The sequence below is a fragment of the Metabacillus sp. KJ11-3 genome (genome assembly GCF_055808295.1).
In genome coordinates this window covers 3,471,396-3,489,409 of record NZ_CM147865.1, presented here as the reverse complement: position 1 = coordinate 3,489,409, position 18,014 = coordinate 3,471,396, and the positions used below count along the sequence as shown (strand labels likewise).

The window sequence follows — 18,014 nt, the reverse complement described above, 5'->3', positions numbered from 1 at the left end:
AACATCATGGAATTTCAGAGTTGTTTTGACATTATTGGTCCAATCATGGTAGGCCCCTCAAGCTCTCATACAGCAGGAGTGGTATCAATAGGGAAATTTATTCATGAGTTGGTAGGTGGATGTCCAGAAGAGGCTAAGATTATTTTTTACGATTCCTTTGCTGAAACCTATCAAGGTCATGGAACTGATAAAGCATTGATTGGTGGCTTGATTGGGCTAAGAACAGATGATTTGCGTATTAAACAATCATTAGAATTAGCAGAAAAGAATGGGGTAAAGTACGAGTTGGAATTTGAAGTTCACTGCGACTATTTTCCCCATCCAAATACAACGGTTGTAATAGCGAAGCGTGATCATTGCGTTGTAAAGGTTGGTGGTGTATCACTTGGGGGCGGTATATCAAAAATCTTTATGATCAACGAAGAGATGGTTGATATTCGACTAAGCACAGATGATGACCACGCAGCCCTTATCAAAGAGTTTCAACAATGCAGGAAAGTGTACCCGGGGTTACTTTAATGAACATTCAGTCCATGAAAGAGTTGATTGTTACTTGTCAGAGTGAACAAAAAACCATAGGTGAAATGATGTTGATGTTGGAGATGGAAAAGTCCGGAAAAGAGAAAGAAACCATTTTCCGAATGATGGAAGAGCGTTTAATAAAAATGAAGGAAGCCGTTGACAACGGTGTAAAAGATCGCTCAGCTGCACCAAGTGGTATTTCTGGCGGTGATGCTGTGAAAATGTATGAGTATTCGACACAAGGTAAATCACTTTCGGGAAACTATATTAGCGATGCAATGACTTATTCATTAGCAACATCTGAAAGCAATGCGCGAATGGGAGTAATTGTTGCGACTCCGACTGCGGGAGCAGCTGGAATCTTACCTGGTGTATTGTTTTCACTGAAGAAAAATGATCACTATTCTAATAAAGAGCTAGTTACGGGTTTGTTTACGGCAAGCATGCTAGGTTACGTCATTGCAAATCGCTCCTTTATTTCAGGAGCAGCAGGAGGCTGTCAAGCAGAAGTAGGATCTGCAACAGCTATGGCTGCTGGAACAATCGTCGAGATGAAAGGAGGCACTCCGGAACAAGCCGTAAACGCGACTGCTATTGCCTTGAAATCACTACTAGGCTTAGTATGTGATCCTGTTGCAGGACTTGTTGAAGTACCTTGTATTAAACGAAATGTCATTGGAACATCAATCGCCTTTTCAGCGGCAGATTTATCTCTTGCTGGTGTCGAAAGCCGGATCCCCTGCGATGAGGTCATTGAGGCCATGTATAATATTGGAAAAGAAATGCCACGAACCTTAAGGGAAACCGCACTTGGTGGGCTAGCAACAACAGAAACAGGTACTCAAGTAAAAGATAGATTATTTTGTAAAAAAACGTAAGTGGAGGTGTAAGAATGGAAACAACATTATTAAAAAGAACACTGCTATTTGACATATATAAAAATTATGGTGCAAAGGTGATTAATTTTGGAGGATGGGCATTACCAGTCCAATATTCAAGTATTTTGGAAGAGCATCAGGTTGTTCGAACAAAAGCAGGGCTTTTTGATGTTTCTCACATGGGAGAGGTGTTAATTGAAGGGAAGGATGCAGAAAGTTTTATAAACACTCTAGTCACAAATGATATGACAAAGCTTCACACCAATCAGGCGCAATATACTGCGATGTGTTATCCAGACGGTGGGACCGTCGATGACTTAATTGTTTATAAGTTGAAAAATGAAAAGTTTCTCCTTGTTATTAACGCATCAAACATTGAGAGAGATGTAAATTGGATGGAACAGCATGCTACAGGAGAGGTAAATATTACAAATATTTCAGGTGATGTAGCTCAGCTTGCCATTCAAGGTCCAAAGTCAGAAAGCATTTTGCAAAAGTTAACGGATATAGATTTATCAACCATTGGTTTCTTCCGATTTGAACAGGGCGTTAATCTAGATGGTATAACAGAAGTTCTCGTATCCCGTACAGGGTACACAGGAGAAGATGGCTTTGAACTTTATTTAGCATCGGACAAAGCAAAAGATCTGTGGGAGAAATTGTTGAAAATAGGAGAAGAAGATGGATTACTAAAGCCATGTGGACTTGGTGCACGTGACACGCTACGCTTTGAAGCATGTCTTGCTCTATATGGACAAGAGCTTACAAAAGACATCAATCCACTTGAAGCAGGAATTGGTTTTGCCGTCAAAACAAACAAGGAAAGTGATTTTATCGGTAAATCAGCACTTACCAAAGAAAAAGCAATCGGGCTCAATCGTAAAATTGTCGGAATTGAAATAACAGGGAAAGGAATCCCTAGGCATGGTTACAAAGTATCTACACCATGGGAAGAGAATGTTGGGTTTATTACGTCAGGAACCTACTCACCAACATTAAAGAAAAGTTTAGGTTTAGCATTAGTATCTACGAAATGCGCCGAAGTAGGAACAAAACTTAAAGTTCAAATCCGTAATAATGCAGTCGATGCTGTAGTTGTCTCAACACCCTTCTATAAAAAGGAAATGTAATTTCAAAGATGGGATGGAGGAAAGACTTCTCCCTTCCCTTCTATCAAGAGAAAAATAGTAAAGGAGAAAGAGGGATAAATATGACAAATAAACTAGCAAACTTACTATATAGCAAAGAACATGAATGGGTAGTAGATTTAGGTGAAAACCGTGTCCGAATTGGCATTTCTGATTATGCACAAAAACAGCTTGGAGATATTGTATTTATTGAAGGTCCACAACTTGGTGATGAAGTAACAGTTGAAGAAACAATGGGAACGATCGAGTCGGTAAAAGCAGTTTCTGAATTATTTGCCCCAGTATCTGGGAAGGTTGTTCGGGTGAACGAAGAGCTTGAGGATGAACCTGAAACAATAAATAATGATCCTTATGAAGCAGGATGGTTAGTGGAAGTAGAATTATCAAATACAGAAGAACTAAAAGCCCTTCTAAACGAAGAAGAGTACCAATCATTTATTAATGAAGGAGAGGAATAAAGTGACGGCTACTTATCGATATCTTCCAGATACGAAACAAGATCAAGAGGAAATGCTATCATTTTTAAACGTCAATTCTATCGATGAATTGTTTCAAGACATTCCAGCTAACATTCAGCTAGAGGCAGACTTGAATATTCCAGAGGCAGATCCAGAACCTCTTCTGATAAAAAAAATGCATCAACTCGCCTCAAAGAATAAACATGCAAATGCTTATTCTACATTTTTAGGTGCTGGTACATATGATCATTATATTCCGAGTGTTGTTAATCATATGATTTCACGTTCAGAATTTTATACCGCTTATACACCTTATCAGCCAGAAATTAGTCAGGGTGAATTACAGGCTATTTTTGAATTCCAAACAATGGTTTGTGAATTAACAGGCATGGATGTAGCAAATTCATCTATGTATGACGGGTTCACCTCTCTTGCAGAAGCAGCATCACTTGCTGTTTCTTCTACAAAGCGGTCAAAAGTGCTTATATCTAAATCAGTCCATCCAGAGTCAAGAGCGATTTTAAGAACTGTAGCAGCTGGTCCAGAATTCACTTTTCAAGAAGTGAATCTAAGCAATGAAACTACAGATTTACAAGATTTAAAAGCACAAATAGATAAGGATACAGCAGCTGTGATTGTTCAATATCCCAACTTTTTTGGATCAATTGAAGATCTAGCAATAATAAAGGATATTGCTAAATCAAATGGGGCACTTTTTATCGTTAGTGCTAATCCGCTTGCACTAGCTCTTTTACAAGCCCCTGGAAAGCTTGGAGCAGACATCGTCATCGGTGACATGCAGCCATTAGGTATTCCTATGTCATTTGGAGGGCCGCACTGTGGTTATTTTGCCGTCAATAAAAAATTAATGCGGAAAATCCCAGGACGGATTGTAGGACAAACAACAGATGAGCAAGGTAAGCGTGGGTTTGTGTTAACACTTCAGGCACGTGAGCAACATATTCGTCGGGATAAAGCATCATCAAATATTTGTTCGAATCAAGCGTTAAACGCCCTAGCATCTTCCATCTGTATGACTGCACTCGGGAAACAAGGAATTCGACAAATGGCGCAGCTAAATTTTGAAAAGGCCGATTATATGGCAAAATCCTTACAGGAAAAAGGCTTTGTGATTAAAAATCAGTCACCATTTTTTAATGAATTTATTGTTGAACTTCCGTGTTCAATAAAAGAATTGAATCAAAAGCTACTAAAGCAGGGGATTATTGGTGGATTTAATTTAGAAAATGATTATGGCTTTAAAAACCAGATGCTCATAGCAGTTACAGAGCAGCGAACAAAAGAAGAGATTGATCAATTTGTAAAGGTTTTGGAGGCGGTTATTTATGGTTGAATATAATGAAATGATTTTTGAAATCAGTCGACCTGGTCGTGTTGGTGCAAGCCTTCCAGAAAGTGATGTTGCTCGAATTAATTTAGAAGATAGACTACCAAAGCATCTAATCCGTGATACACCAGCCGAACTCCCAGAGGTATCAGAGCTTCAACTTGTCCGTCATTATACAGCACTATCAAATAAAAACCATGGGATTGATAATGGGTTTTACCCACTTGGTTCTTGTACGATGAAATATAATCCGAAAATAAACGAAGATGTTGCAAGGTTAGAAGGGTTCAGTCGAATTCATCCTTATCAGCCTGTTGAAACAGTACAAGGTGCGTTACAGTTGCTTTACAATTTACAAGAAGAATTAGCTGTGATCACAGGAATGGATGCTGTAACATTACAGCCTTCTGCAGGTGCTCAAGGAGAATGGACCGGATTAATGATGGTGAAAGCCTATCTGGAAAATAAAGGGGAAAAGAGAACAAAGGTGCTCGTCCCTGATTCAGCACATGGTACGAACCCTGCTAGTGCTAACGTTGCTGGTTTTAAGACAGTTACAATTCCCTCAAATAAAGATGGTTTAGTTGATTTAGATGAATTAAAGAAACATGTTGACAATGATACAGCTGCATTGATGTTAACAAATCCAAATACACTTGGGTTATTCGAAAAAGAGATTGTTGAAATTGCTAAAGTTGTTCATGAAGCAGGGGGATTACTTTACTATGATGGTGCAAATGCCAATGCGATCTTAGGTAAAACAACACCAGGTATAATGGGCTTTGATATCGTTCATTTAAATCTTCATAAGACATTTACTACCCCTCATGGTGGTGGAGGTCCTGGTGCTGGTCCTGTTGGTGTTAAAAAGAAACTCATTCCTTACTTACCATTACCGCGTATTGAAAGAGACGGTGATCAGTATATTTTTAACTCCAATCAACCACTATCAATTGGACGTGTAAAAGGTTACTATGGAAATTTTGGCATTTTGGTACGTGCCTTCACGTATATTCGTACGATGGGTCCTGAAGGGCTGCGTCAAGTATCTGAAGGAGCTGTACTCCATGCGAATTACCTTCGTAAAAAGCTAGAGCCATATTTTGAGGCACCGTACTTACAAGTGTGTAAACATGAATTTGTCCTTTCTGGCTCAAGACAGAAAAAACTTGGCGTGAGAACGTTAGACATTGCTAAACGTCTCCTTGATTTTGGTTACCACCCGCCAACCATTTATTTCCCACTTAATGTGGAAGAGTGTTTAATGATTGAACCGACAGAAACGGAGTCAAAAGAAACAATGGATGCTTTTGCAGATGTGATGATTCAAATTGCAAAAGAAGTGGAAGAAAACCCTAATATTGTTCTAGAAGCACCACATACAACGGTTATAGGTCGATTGGATGAAGTTCAAGCAGCAAGACAACCAATTTTACGTTATACAAAAGAAGAAGTAGCTGAACGTGAAAAAGAATTTGTCAATGTATAAATAAGATCATTTTTTCGTGGGTTAAATCCCTTTGAAATACTGAATAGAAATAGTGGATATTTAATGTAATGCTGCTATTGAAACAACACGATTTTATCGTTCAAATGTTAGCATGGCTGGTAGTTATTATAGGAGTGTAAAATATGACTGTGAATCATATACGGAAGCCGGATTGGCTAAAAATCAAATTAAATACGAATGAACAATACACTGGCTTAAAAAAATGATGCGGGAAAAAAATCTTCATACGGTCTGTGAAGAAGCGAAGTGCCCCAACATTCATGAATGTTGGGCTATACGCAAAACAGCTACGTTTATGATTTTAGGAAGCATCTGTACTAGGGCTTGCCGTTTTTGTGCCGTACAAACAGGATTACCAACAGAGCTGGACTTGAAAGAGCCAGAACGTGTGGCTGAATCGGTGGAGCAAATGGGTTTAAAGCATGTTGTTATTACCGCTGTAGCGCGTGATGATTTAAAGGACGGGGGAGCTAGTGTTTTTGCAGAAACAGTCCGTGCTGTGAGAAGGTGCAATCCGTTTTGCAGCATTGAAGTCCTTCCATCCGATATGAATGGAGAATATAACAACTTGAAAATATTAATGAATGCAAAGCCGGATATTTTAAACCACAATATTGAAACGGTAAGGCATTTAACACCGAGAGTTCGGGCACGTGCTACCTATGAACGTTCTCTTGAATTTTTAAAGCGTGCAAAACAAATCAATTCAACTATTCCAACGAAATCAAGCATTATGCTGGGGCTGGGAGAGACAAAAGCAGACATTATTGAAACGATGAATGATCTTCGTACGAACGATGTTGATATTATGACGATTGGCCAATATTTACAGCCAACGAAACACCATTTAAAGGTACAAAAATATTGGAGTCCACAGGAGTTCAAGGAGCTAAAAGAGATTGCGCTATCTAAAGGCTTTAGTCATTGTGAAGCAGGACCACTTGTTCGCTCCTCCTATCATGCAGATGAACAGGTAAAAGCAGCGAGAGCAAATGGATAACGATGAATAATGAAAAGGAGAGGGTTTGATGGTTATTAACATAACAGAAGCTGCATTAGAAAAGCTGCAAAAAATGGAATGGAAGAAAGAACACGCACCTAGAATTGACGCCGATGTAGCTGGTGGATGTGGGTTATCTGTCAAATTCTCACTAATTTTTGATGAGCCACGACGAAACGATATTGTCGTTGAATATGGAGAAATTACCATTCAAATAGACCAATTTACCAAGCGTTATTTAGATAATGAAACTCAGATTAGTTATTCCGAAGAGCACCATTTTTCTGTTGGAGATAGTTTTGCTTCAAGTGCATGTGCCATTGAATTTGAGTAGCAAGAGACTTATACTGGGAACACAAAATTTTAATATAAAGGATATGCTATTAATTCCAATAGAATATCAAATATAAAAATGTGTCTATAAACATTTAGCGTCATATACGGGACGCAATAATTTTCCGTAAGTGGATAGAAGTAATAAAAACTACTTTTTACCTCAAGGACTGCCTTAAGGAGTTGCTGAATTTTCAGCACTCTTTTTTTTATACAAGTCGAAGTCCAAAAAGATGGCGTAACTTTTAGAACAGATTTAAAGTAATCAAAATGTGAACGAAGCCTACTCTGAGATCTCAAAGGAAAATGGAAAGATGTGCAAATTGGGAATACCAACAGTAGTGGATAGAGTAGTTCAACAAGCCATTCGTCAAGTACTACTCAGTCCGATATTTAAAGAACGGTTCAGTAAATTCAGATTGGTGTATGCATAATATTCACCCCAGAATATTATGCAGTTTAGTTTCCAAAATGTGCATACTTAAACGATCACTTTTGTACATTTTTAATTTAGCAATTATAGAGTATGTTAATTCTAGGAACCTAATTTTTAAAAGGTACTATTTCGGAATAGTACAAATAAGTTTAATTGTCTTCTTTAAATAGAATGAGAAGATACAAGTTTAAAGAGTACCGATTTGGAAACTGAATCTTCTCTTTGGTTGTTAAAACTTGTAATTGTTTCAATGAATTTTTCTATTGATTTTGTCAAATAGACATCTGCCCGATGGATAAAAACTGTATTGATTTTACTATATTTTTCAGGGATGGAATTACATTGTATTAGCCCATCGGCTTCCAAATGGCTGACAGACGATTTTGGAACAAGACTGACACCTAGTCCGGATATAACTCCGCCTAAAATGGTTTCTAAAGTGCCAAATTCCATAATTTTTGGAGAGGTGAATCCCTGATCTGTTAACCAGTCCATAAGCTTTTCTCGATAACTACAACCCGAATTAAATACTAACAGGGGTTCACGGTCAAAGCTATCGAAATTAATTTTTTTATTAGATATAAGTACTAAATCTTCTTGGAAAACCTCATATTGCATCACGTTGGGAAGAGGAGTAAATCCTGTTACAAAAGCACCGTCTAATCTGTAGTTGAGAATATCATTTACAAGCTGAGTCGTTACACCCGTTACAAGAGATAAATCAACATTCGGGTATTTGTTAAGAAAGACCGATAATACATTAGGAAGCTTAATGACGGTTTCGACTGTACCGATTTCAAGTGAACCGGAAGGATTATTGGAATCTTGAACAACCTTTATCATTTCATCTATCGATGAAATGATTTTTTTTGTGTAGCTTAATAATTTCTTGCCTTCAGAATTTAAAATCATGCCGCGGCTATAACGATGAAATAAGCATGTTTGAAGTGATGTTTCAAGATAATTAATTCTTGCTGAAACATGCGATTGAACATAGTTCAATTCTTTTGCGGCTTTACTAACACTCCCATGAGCAGCTACTGCTTCAAAAATTCGCATATCTTTTATTTCCATATTGAACAGCTCCAATCATTTTTGAATTATTCAGATAAATAATTTTGAAAGAAAAAACTAGTTATAGCTGGTAAATATTCTAATTAGAAGAAATGAACTGATCAATTGTGCATCTTGTTTATATAAACCTATCACTTAATGTGATTATATCTATCATTTTAAGTCGCTTTACAGAGGGGGTTTACGGGGTTAGTATAGTGATAACAATAATATATCAGATTTTTTAATAATGGATTCGTAAATATGTAAGGTAATGTAACGAACAATGTAAAGTTAAGGGTGGGTGAAGTGAAAATCATTTGAATTATAGCTAAAGGAGGGAATGAAGTATGCTTGTTCATAAGTTTAATAATGTATTTTTGCAGGTTTATGCTCCACGAAATTGGTCATTATCTATTATTTAAATAAGAAGGATTTAGAACCTTAATTGTAGACACATTTTATCCGTTGTAAAACGGCATCCTTTAATGTTGGTACTAACTAATTAATCTGGTATTCAGTTATTGTATTTTTGAAATAATTTCTAGAATAAAAGATTTTTTAAGGTCTATGAACTACAAGATAATGTATGGGAGGGGTTTGTATGGACGTTCTACAAGGTGTTGGCCTTTTATTAATTTGCTTAACTATCTTCACAATATTTAGTTTAAAAGCTCCAATGGGTATGCAGGCTATGAGCGGGATGGCAGCAGCTGCTATTGCAAGTTTTTTGGTTGAGGCAATACAACTGTATATAGGCGGAGAAATTCTAGGTATTAAATTTTTAGGAGACCTTGGTACAATTGCGGGGACAATGAGTGGAGTGGCTGCTGCATCACTGGTGGCACTAAAAATGGGTGTGAATCCAGTATATGCTGTTTTAGTTGGACTTGCGTGCGGGGGGTACGGTATACTTCCGGGATTTATAGCAGGATATGTTGTTGGTCTTACACTGCCTTATATCGAAAAAAGGGTAACACCTGGGTTAGATCTTTTAATTGTTATCATATTTATTGCACCGGCGGTTAGATTGGTTGCGAGTGGTATAGATCCTTTAGTAAATAGTACACTCGGACAGATAGGAGAAATTTTAACGGTTGCAGCAAACCAGTCACCTATTATTATGGGTGTTATACTTGGAGGGATTGCTGCAGTAATTGGAACATCACCATTAAGTTCAATGGCGCTTACGGCTATGCTTGGCTTAACTGGACTTCCGATGGCCATAGCAGGTCTTGGAATACTTGCTGTATCATTTACAAATGGTTGGTTATTTCACAAGCTGGGATTTGGCGACAAGGGAAGTATTGTATCAGTAATGATTGAACCACTTACTCAAGCAGACATCATTTCGTCAAAACCTATTCCAATTTATACTACAAATTTCATAGGGGGAGGGCTCGCAGGAATTGTAGTAGCTTTGTCTGGACTGTTAAATAATGCACCAGGAACAGCATCACCAATTCCAGCTGTAATTGTGCTCTTTGGGTGGAATGATCCGGTAAAAGTTGTGATAATAACTCTTACTTGTGCACTTTGTGGCTTTATTATAGGTATTATAGGTGCAAGAGTGTTCTCTTACTATAAAAAAAGTCATATAGAAACTCTCAAAGAGAGTGAGAATGTGGCACAGGTACAGAATTCTATAGGATAACATACAAAGGGCTCTTCTGTTTATGAGCCGCTGATCTTGTTCCTCTATCTTGTATAGATATTACAATTGTCTTATTTAGAATCACAATCAAATTTATCCTAGAAACTGGATAAGTGAACAATACTTTTGTAAGCAACTTTTTGTTGCTTACTTTTTTTATTGTCAAAACACTATTATAAATTTCATAAACTTCTTTTTGGGAAGAGGTGCAACTATTCTGTAGTTACATACAGAAACAATAAAGGAGGATTAACTTCATGGAAACAGCAAGAAAATTGGAAACGCTTCAACATGAAGATGAAAAAAAGGGATTTCTAACAAAGTTTAAACAAATAAAGGTAGGGGTTATCCCGTTACCACTTTATTTAGTATTAGCAGCAATTGTTTATGGTGCATCTGTTTATAATCAACTACCTCCAGATATGATCGGTGGATTTGCGGTTATTATGGTGCTTGGGATTTTACTAGGGGACTTGGGGATGAAGATTCCTATTTTAAAAGATATTGGTGGTCCTGCTATATTAGCTCTACTAGTCCCATCTATTCTTGTATTTTTTAACCTCTTTAATCCGGCTTCGATGGAAGCGGTGACAACATTAATGAAAACGTCGAACTTTCTTTATTTGTATATTTCCGTTTTAGTAGCTGGAAGTATCCTGGGAATGAATCGTAGAGTGTTGATTCAAGGTTTTTCAAAGATGTTTATACCGCTTGTTCTCGGAACTATAACATCTATTGTTGTTGGTATATCGGTTGGAGCACTATTTGGTTATGAGATGAAGCATACCTTTTTCTATATCATTGTCCCAATTATTGGAGGAGGAGTTGGTGAAGGAATTCTTCCATTATCACTAGCATACTCGCAAATTTTAGGTGGTTCAGCCGAAACCTATGTATCTCAAATGATTCCTGCAGCAGTTATCGGAAATATCGTCGCAGTTATATGTGCGGGATTAATGAAAAATTTAGGTGAAAGAAAGCCGGAGCTTACCGGAAATGGCATATTAGTCAAATCAAAAGATGGCGTTAAAGAGATGAACAACGAGAAAACAAATATCAATGCTCCTGTTGATTTTTCGTTAATGGGTGCAGGTTTACTTCTTGCCTGTGGCTTTTTCATCTTCGGTCAATTTGCCCATATGTTTTTAGGTATTCCTGGTCCAGTTTTAATGATTGTGGCTGCTACATTGGTTAAGTGTCTTCAGCTCATGCCGGCAAAAATGGAACAGGGTGCATTTCATCTTTATAAATTTGTTTCTACCGGTTTAACTTGGCCACTTATGGTTGGCTTGGGAATGCTGTTTATTCCATTGGAGGAAGTTGTGAAAATAGTAACTCCTGCATATGTGGCCGTTTGTCTGTCTGTTGTCATTGCAATGGTTGGGACAGGTTATTTTGTTGGTAAGTTCTTAAACATGCATCCGGTTGAATCAGCGATTGTAACGGGGTGTCATAGCGGATTAGGAGGAACAGGAGACGTAGCCATTTTGTCTGCATCCAACAGAATGTCATTAATGCCGTTTGCACAAGTAGCAACAAGACTTGGTGGTGCTGCTACAGTAATCATGGCAACAATCTTAATGAAGTTGTTTAGTTAAAAGGAAGGGAGAGCAAGTCCAGGTTTTTGACAGTAATCAAGGGATTAAAGCCTGGTCTAATCTCTAGATATAGCTGAACCATGTTAATGAAGGTGGGAATTTTAAAAATGGTTTAGATGAAAAGGAGCAGTAAATATCATGTCAAAAATAATAGCAATTAATGCAGGGAGCTCTTCTCTAAAGTTTCAATTATTTGAAATGCCTAGTGAAGAAGTACTTACGGCGGGGTTAGTAGAACGTATTGGCTTAGAAAAGGGAATATTCACTATTTTAGTGAACGGAGAAAAGGTAAAAGAAGTAGTAGACATTCCAGACCATGCGGCCGCTGTTAAGATGCTCCTTAGCAAACTAACAGATTTTAGAATCCTCAAGTCTTTAGATGAAATTGAAGGAATCGGTCATCGTATAGTACACGGAGGTGAGCGATTTCACCACTCTGTTTTAATTACAGATGAAACACTTCAGAAAATTGAGGAGCTTTCAGATTTAGCGCCACTTCATAATCCGGCGAATATTGTTGGAATTAAAGCATTCAAAGAAGTATTACCAAAGGTAGATACAGTAGCAGTTTTTGATACGGCCTTCCATCAAACAATGCCTGAACGATCATTTTTATATAGTTTACCTTATGAATATTATGAAAAATATGGAATTCGTAAATATGGATTTCATGGTACTTCACATAAGTATGTATCTGAAAGAGCAGCAGAATTATTAGGACGTCCGATTGAACAATTGCGATTGATTTCTTGTCACTTAGGAAATGGGGCGAGTATAGCTGCAATTGAAGGTGGTAGATCTATTGATACTTCAATGGGCTTTACTCCACTTGCAGGTGTTGCAATGGGAACTCGTTCAGGAAACATTGATCCGGCATTAATTCCATTCATTATGGAAAAAACAGGTCAATCAGAACTGGAAGTATTAGATATATTAAATAAAAAGAGTGGTGTTTTAGGAATTTCAGGATTATCAAGCGATCTTCGTGACATTGAACAAGCCGCTAAAGAGGGAAATGTCCGTGCAGAAACGGCTCTTGAAGTATTCGCTAGTAGAATTCATAAATATATTGGTTCATATGCAGCACAAATGTCTGGAGTAGATGCTATTATCTTTACTGCTGGAATTGGAGAAAACAGTGACATTATCCGTTCTCGTGTGTTACGTGGATTAGAATTTATGGGTGTTTATTGGGATCCTGCACTGAATCAAGTCCGTGGTGAAGAAAGGTTTATTAGCTATCCATATTCTCCAGTAAAGGTAATCATTATTCCTACAAATGAAGAAGTGATGATTGCTCGTGATGTCGTTCAATTGATAAAAAGCTATGAATTAGTCATATAAGGACCTAGATTACTTGTTTTCTACTGAAAACGTTCTTTAGAAGTAAGGTGTTTTAAGAAAATGCAATTAAAAAAAGTAAAAAAACATAACAGATCACCCTTAAATGTGTTATATTATATACAGATTAATACTTTAATAGTATAACATAATTGACTGAGGAGGACTTATTAGTATGATTAATGTTGCGATTAACGGGTTTGGACGCATTGGAAGAATGGTGTTTCGTCAAGCGATTAAAGAAAGCGCATTCCATATTGTTGCCATAAATGCAAGCTACCCTGCCGAAACATTGGCACACCTTATTAAGTATGACACAGTACATGGGAAGTTTGACGGTACGATAGAGGTAATACAAAATCAATTAATGGTGAATGGTAAGCTGGTTCAGCTTCTTAATCATCGTAACCCTCAAGAGCTTCCTTGGAAGGAGCTGGGCGTTGATGTCGTGATTGAAGCAACGGGTAAATTTAACGTTAAAGAACAAGCGAATCTTCACCTGAAAGCAGGAGCGAAAAAAGTCATTTTAACAGCTCCAGGTAAAAATGAAGATGTGACGATTGTAGTTGGTGTAAACGATGAACAATTGGATATGACAAAACACGATGTGATCTCAAATGCCTCTTGTACAACTAATTGTCTCGCTCCAGTCGTCAAGGTGTTAGATGAACAATTTGGCATTGAGAATGGATTAATGACAACTGTACACGCATATACAAATGATCAAAATAATATAGACAATCCACATAAGGATCTACGTAGAGCTCGTGCTTGTGCACAATCCATTATTCCAACTACAACAGGTGCTGCTAAAGCATTAGCCAAGGTTCTACCACATTTATCCGGTAAATTACATGGTATGGCACTACGTGTTCCGACTCCAAATGTATCGCTTGTAGACCTTGTTATTGACGTAAAGTGTGATGTGACAGTGGAACAAATTAATAAAGCTTTCCAAATTGCATCTCAAGGATCAATGAAGGGAATTATAGAATTTTGTGATACACCGCTTGTGTCTGTAGATTTCAATACAAATCCAAGTTCGTCTATTATTGATGGTTTATCTACAATTGTTATGGGAACCCGAAAGGTAAAGGTTCTTGCTTGGTATGATAATGAGTGGGGATATTCCAGTCGCGTAGTAGACCTCGTAAAGCTAGTAGCAGACCGGTTTACTAGAAATAAAGAGATGCATTTTATTTAAGTGAATCACTTCATTATTGGAACAAATTTCAAAAATAATTCACTAACAAACCCAATAAATAGTATGAAGCATTTATGTTAATGTATGTACTATTTAAATAGATTACGAGAAATATTCATTAAAAAGATAAAAGGATGATATAGATATGAGTATTGTCAATGTTCAAATTGATTTACATGAGTTAGTAAATGGCAGTAATACACAAGTACAATTAAGTGTTTCACAGTTAGTGGAAAAAGTATTAAAGAGAGGGGAAGGTAAACTTTCGTCAACCGGTGCTGTTTCTGTTTCAACAGGTAAATATACAGGCCGTTCTCCTAAAGATAAATACATTGTTAAGGAAGCATCTACTGCAGATAAAATTGATTGGGGTCCTGTTAATCAACCAATCTCTAAGGGGCATTTTGATAATCTGTACACAAAGGTATTAGAGTATTTGAAAAATAAAGAAGAAATCTTCGTATTTAAAGGCTTTGCTGGAGCGGATCACAGCACTCGTCTTCCAATTCAAGTAATAAATGAATTTGCTTGGCATAATTTATTTGCACAGCAATTGTTTATTCGTCCGACAGAGATTGATTCCTCAGATCAAGATGAACCATTTACAATCGTATCCGCCCCAACATTCAAAGCTAATCCGGATATTGACGGGACAAATTCAGAAGCGTTCATCATTGTTTCTTTTGAAAAGCGTGTCATTCTGATCGGTGGTACTGAGTATGCAGGTGAAATGAAGAAGTCCATTTTCTCTATCATGAACTATTTGTTGCCGGAACAAGATATTTTACCTATGCACTGCTCTGCAAACGTATCTGAAGAAGGTGAAGTAGCTTTGTTCTTCGGCTTATCCGGAACAGGAAAGACAACGCTTTCTGCAGATCCCAACCGTAAGTTAATTGGAGATGACGAGCATGGATGGTCTGATCATGGTGTATTTAATATTGAAGGAGGTTGCTACGCAAAATGCGTAAACCTTTCTAGGGAGAAGGAACCTCAGATTTTTGATGCTATTACATTCGGAGCTGTATTAGAAAATGTAGTCATTAATGAGAATACTGGTCTCGTAGATTACAATGATGTATCCCTAACGGAAAATACACGTGCAGCATATCCAATTGACGCAATCGATAATATCATGCTTCCAAGTGTGGCCGGACACCCGGATACAATTGTGTTCTTAACGGCTGATGCATTCGGCGTGCTGCCTCCAATCAGCAAACTATCTAAAGAACAAGCCATGTATCATTTCTTAAGCGGTTATACGAGTAAGCTAGCAGGAACAGAGCGAGGGATTACATCTCCACAAGTAACGTTTTCTACTTGCTTCGGTTCACCGTTCTTACCGCTTGACGCATCTCGTTATGCAGAAATGCTTGGCCAAAAAATTGAAAAGCACAATGCGAACGTATTCTTAGTGAACACTGGTTGGACTGGCGGAGAATATGGCACAGGTCAACGTATGAATCTTTCCTACACTCGTGTAATGGTGAAAGCAGCACTTAACGGAGAATTAGAAAATGTGGAAACAGCAAAGGACGACATCTTCGGCCTGGAAATACCTCTTCAAGTTCCAGGTGTACCTAATGAAGTATTAATTCCAGAAAAAACCTGGACTGACAAGGAAGCTTATCATGCAAAAGCGTTAGATCTTGCCAGTAAGTTCAATGAAAACTTTAAAAAGTTCACAAATGTATCTGAAGAGATTGTTAAGCTAGGCGGACCTCTTGTATAAGAAAGAGCGGAACCGACTGTTTTAGTTTTTACAGAAATTTGTTGAGACATAAAACGAATGAGTATTTGTTCAATGAAAACGGATGATGAAATTCCGAACAATTTATAACAATTTGGACAGACTTCACCATATGGTGGAGTTGTCTTTTTTTCACGCGCAGAAAGTATGAATCAACAGAGAAAGGAGCGGTAAAAATGAGCAACAGAAAAACGAAAACAGACGTTATTTTAATTGGTGCTGGAATGATGAGTGCAACTTTGGGAACACTTTTGCAGGAATTGGTACCGGATTGGGAAATTAAGGTGTTTGAAAAGCTTCCAAACGCAGGTGAGGAAAGCTCCAATGAATGGAATAACGCGGGCACGGGACATGCGGGACTGTGTGAGCTTAATTATACAGTCGAAAAACCGGATGGATCAATCGATATGAGCAAAGCGATTAATATTAATGAACAATTCCAGGTTTCTATGCAGTTTTGGTCATATCTTGTAAACAACAAGATGATCCAAAATCCACAAGATTTTATCATGCCATTACCTCATATGAGTTTAGTTCATGAAGAACAAAATGTGTCGTTTTTAAAGAAACGATTTGAAGCGCTATCAAAAAATCCGTTATTTCAAGGAATGAAATTTTCCGATGATCCTGAAAAACTAATGGAATGGATTCCGCTTATAATGCAAGAACGAACAACGAATGAACCTATAGCTGCAACTAAAATCGACTCAGGCACTGATATCAACTTTGGTGCTTTAACGCGCATGTTATTTGACCACTTAGAGAGTAAAAATGTCGAAGTAAACTATAAACATAGTGTTCATGACATAAAACGTACCAGCGAAGGATTGTGGGAATTACAAGTGCGGAACTTGATTAGCGGTACTGTCGAACGTCATTCTGCAAGATTCGTCTTTATCGGAGGGGGTGGAGGAAGTCTCCATTTACTTCAGAAAACTGGTATTCCAGAAGGAAAACATATTGGAGGATTCCCTGTAAGCGGATTATTTATGGTGTGTAATAATCCAAATGTCATAGCACAGCATCATGCAAAAGTTTATGGAAAGGCTAAGGTTGGTGCACCTCCAATGTCTGTTCCACATCTTGACACAAGATTTATTGGGGATAAAAAATCATTGTTATTTGGACCATTTGCTGGGTTCACACCGAAGTTCTTGAAAAATGGTTCAATGTTTGATTTGGTCACATCAGTTAAACCGGATAATCTATTAACGATGTTGGCTGCAGGTGCAAAAAACATATCATTGACAAAATACCTGATCCACCAAGTTATGTTATCAAAAGAACAGCGCATTGAAGAATTACGTGAGTTTATCCCGAGCGCAAAAAGTGAGGATTGGGATTTGGTTGTAGCAGGCCAGCGTGTGCAAGTGATTAAAGATACTGAAGCTGGTATCGGAACACTACAATTCGGTACGGAAGTTGTTAATGCCGCTGATGGTTCGATTGCAGCATTGCTCGGCGCTTCTCCTGGTGCTTCTACCGCCGTGCATGTCATGCTTAAAGTTCTAGAAAAATGCTTCCCTGAGCATATAGATAAGTGGGAACCTAAAATTAAAGAAATGATTCCTTCATATGGCTTATCACTAAATGCAAATCCAGATCTTCTGAACGAAATTCTTCATTCAACAGCTCAAACACTTGGTTTAAGCGGGAAAAAGCCTGAACTGGTCATGAGTTAATTCTTTAATCTAATCTAAAACTAGAGTAGACAGTAAAAAGTCAAATAAAGTGTGCTTTTTTGAGCAAAACTTATTTAAATTAAAAAATAGTTTAAAAAG

Annotated in this window: 14 protein-coding genes and 1 pseudogene; 14 read left to right on the top strand and 1 reads right to left on the bottom strand. The window is 37.6% G+C overall.

Annotation, left to right across the window (positions count from 1 at the left end; all coding sequences use genetic code 11):
• Nucleotides 1–6: 6 nt before the first annotated feature.
• The 8 genes and pseudogenes from AC0L8O_RS17340 (at nt 7) to AC0L8O_RS17305 (ending at nt 7,198) form a co-directional block, all read left to right on the top strand.
• Entirely contained in the window at nt 7–519 is a 513-nt protein-coding gene (locus AC0L8O_RS17340) for a serine dehydratase beta chain (protein ID WP_473444080.1), read from the top strand.
• Nucleotides 519–1,400 carry an L-serine ammonia-lyase, iron-sulfur-dependent, subunit alpha gene (gene sdaAA / locus AC0L8O_RS17335; protein ID WP_473448986.1) on the top strand — a complete coding sequence of 294 codons (882 nt, stop codon included), beginning with the start codon at nt 519–521 and terminating at the stop codon, nt 1,398–1,400. The genes AC0L8O_RS17340 and sdaAA overlap by 1 nt, the downstream gene beginning before the upstream one ends.
• A 14-nt stretch (nt 1,401–1,414) precedes the next feature.
• Nucleotides 1,415–2,530, top strand: a complete 1,116-nt coding sequence (gene gcvT, locus AC0L8O_RS17330) for a glycine cleavage system aminomethyltransferase GcvT (protein WP_473444078.1) — start codon at nt 1,415–1,417, stop codon at nt 2,528–2,530.
• Nucleotides 2,531–2,610: 80 nt separating this feature from the next.
• Nucleotides 2,611–3,006, top strand: a complete 396-nt coding sequence (gene gcvH / locus AC0L8O_RS17325; protein WP_473444075.1) for a glycine cleavage system protein GcvH — start codon at nt 2,611–2,613, stop codon at nt 3,004–3,006.
• 52 nt (nt 3,007–3,058) lie between these two features.
• Nucleotides 3,059–4,360 carry an aminomethyl-transferring glycine dehydrogenase subunit GcvPA gene (gcvPA, locus tag AC0L8O_RS17320; protein ID WP_473448985.1) on the top strand — a complete coding sequence of 434 codons (1,302 nt, stop codon included), beginning with the start codon at nt 3,059–3,061 and terminating at the stop codon, nt 4,358–4,360.
• Nucleotides 4,353–5,843 carry an aminomethyl-transferring glycine dehydrogenase subunit GcvPB gene (gene gcvPB / locus AC0L8O_RS17315; protein ID WP_473444073.1) on the top strand — a complete coding sequence of 497 codons (1,491 nt, stop codon included), beginning with the start codon at nt 4,353–4,355 and terminating at the stop codon, nt 5,841–5,843. The genes gcvPA and gcvPB overlap by 8 nt, the downstream gene beginning before the upstream one ends.
• 143 nt (nt 5,844–5,986) lie before the next feature.
• Nucleotides 5,987–6,864: pseudogene (gene lipA, locus AC0L8O_RS17310) on the top strand (lipoyl synthase).
• Nucleotides 6,865–6,892: 28 nt separating this feature from the next.
• Nucleotides 6,893–7,198 carry an iron-sulfur cluster biosynthesis family protein gene (locus tag AC0L8O_RS17305; RefSeq protein ID WP_473444071.1) on the top strand — a complete coding sequence of 102 codons (306 nt, stop codon included), beginning with the start codon at nt 6,893–6,895 and terminating at the stop codon, nt 7,196–7,198.
• Nucleotides 7,199–7,795: 597 nt separating this feature from the next.
• On the opposite strand, the gene AC0L8O_RS17300 is transcribed toward AC0L8O_RS17305, so the two are convergent.
• Nucleotides 7,796–8,707, bottom strand: coding sequence for a LysR family transcriptional regulator (locus AC0L8O_RS17300; protein WP_473444069.1), 912 nt, complete (start codon nt 8,705–8,707; stop codon nt 7,796–7,798).
• 583 nt (nt 8,708–9,290) lie between these two features.
• On the opposite strand from AC0L8O_RS17300, the gene AC0L8O_RS17295 reads away from it, so the two are divergent.
• The 6 genes from AC0L8O_RS17295 (at nt 9,291) to AC0L8O_RS17270 (ending at nt 17,915) form a co-directional block, all read left to right on the top strand.
• Nucleotides 9,291–10,340, top strand: coding sequence for a PTS sugar transporter subunit IIC (locus AC0L8O_RS17295; protein ID WP_473444067.1), 1,050 nt, complete (start codon nt 9,291–9,293; stop codon nt 10,338–10,340).
• Nucleotides 10,341–10,597: 257 nt separating this feature from the next.
• Nucleotides 10,598–11,938, top strand: a complete 1,341-nt coding sequence (locus AC0L8O_RS17290; RefSeq protein WP_473444065.1) for a 2-hydroxycarboxylate transporter family protein — start codon at nt 10,598–10,600, stop codon at nt 11,936–11,938.
• 138 nt (nt 11,939–12,076) lie between these two features.
• Entirely contained in the window at nt 12,077–13,282 is a 1,206-nt protein-coding gene (locus AC0L8O_RS17285; protein WP_473444063.1) for an acetate kinase, read from the top strand.
• A gap of 172 nt (nt 13,283–13,454) precedes the next feature.
• A complete protein-coding gene (locus AC0L8O_RS17280) occupies nt 13,455–14,483 on the top strand; it encodes a glyceraldehyde-3-phosphate dehydrogenase (protein ID WP_473444061.1) in 1,029 nt (342 codons plus the stop codon).
• 145 nt (nt 14,484–14,628) lie between these two features.
• A complete protein-coding gene (gene pckA / locus AC0L8O_RS17275; protein WP_473444059.1) occupies nt 14,629–16,215 on the top strand; it encodes a phosphoenolpyruvate carboxykinase (ATP) in 1,587 nt (528 codons plus the stop codon).
• Between the two features lie 194 nt (nt 16,216–16,409).
• The gene (locus AC0L8O_RS17270; RefSeq protein WP_473444057.1) at nt 16,410–17,915 is read left to right on the top strand and encodes a malate:quinone oxidoreductase; all 1,506 of its coding nucleotides are present in this window, start codon (nt 16,410–16,412) and stop codon (nt 17,913–17,915) included.
• The last annotated feature ends 99 nt before the right edge of the window (nt 17,916–18,014 follow it).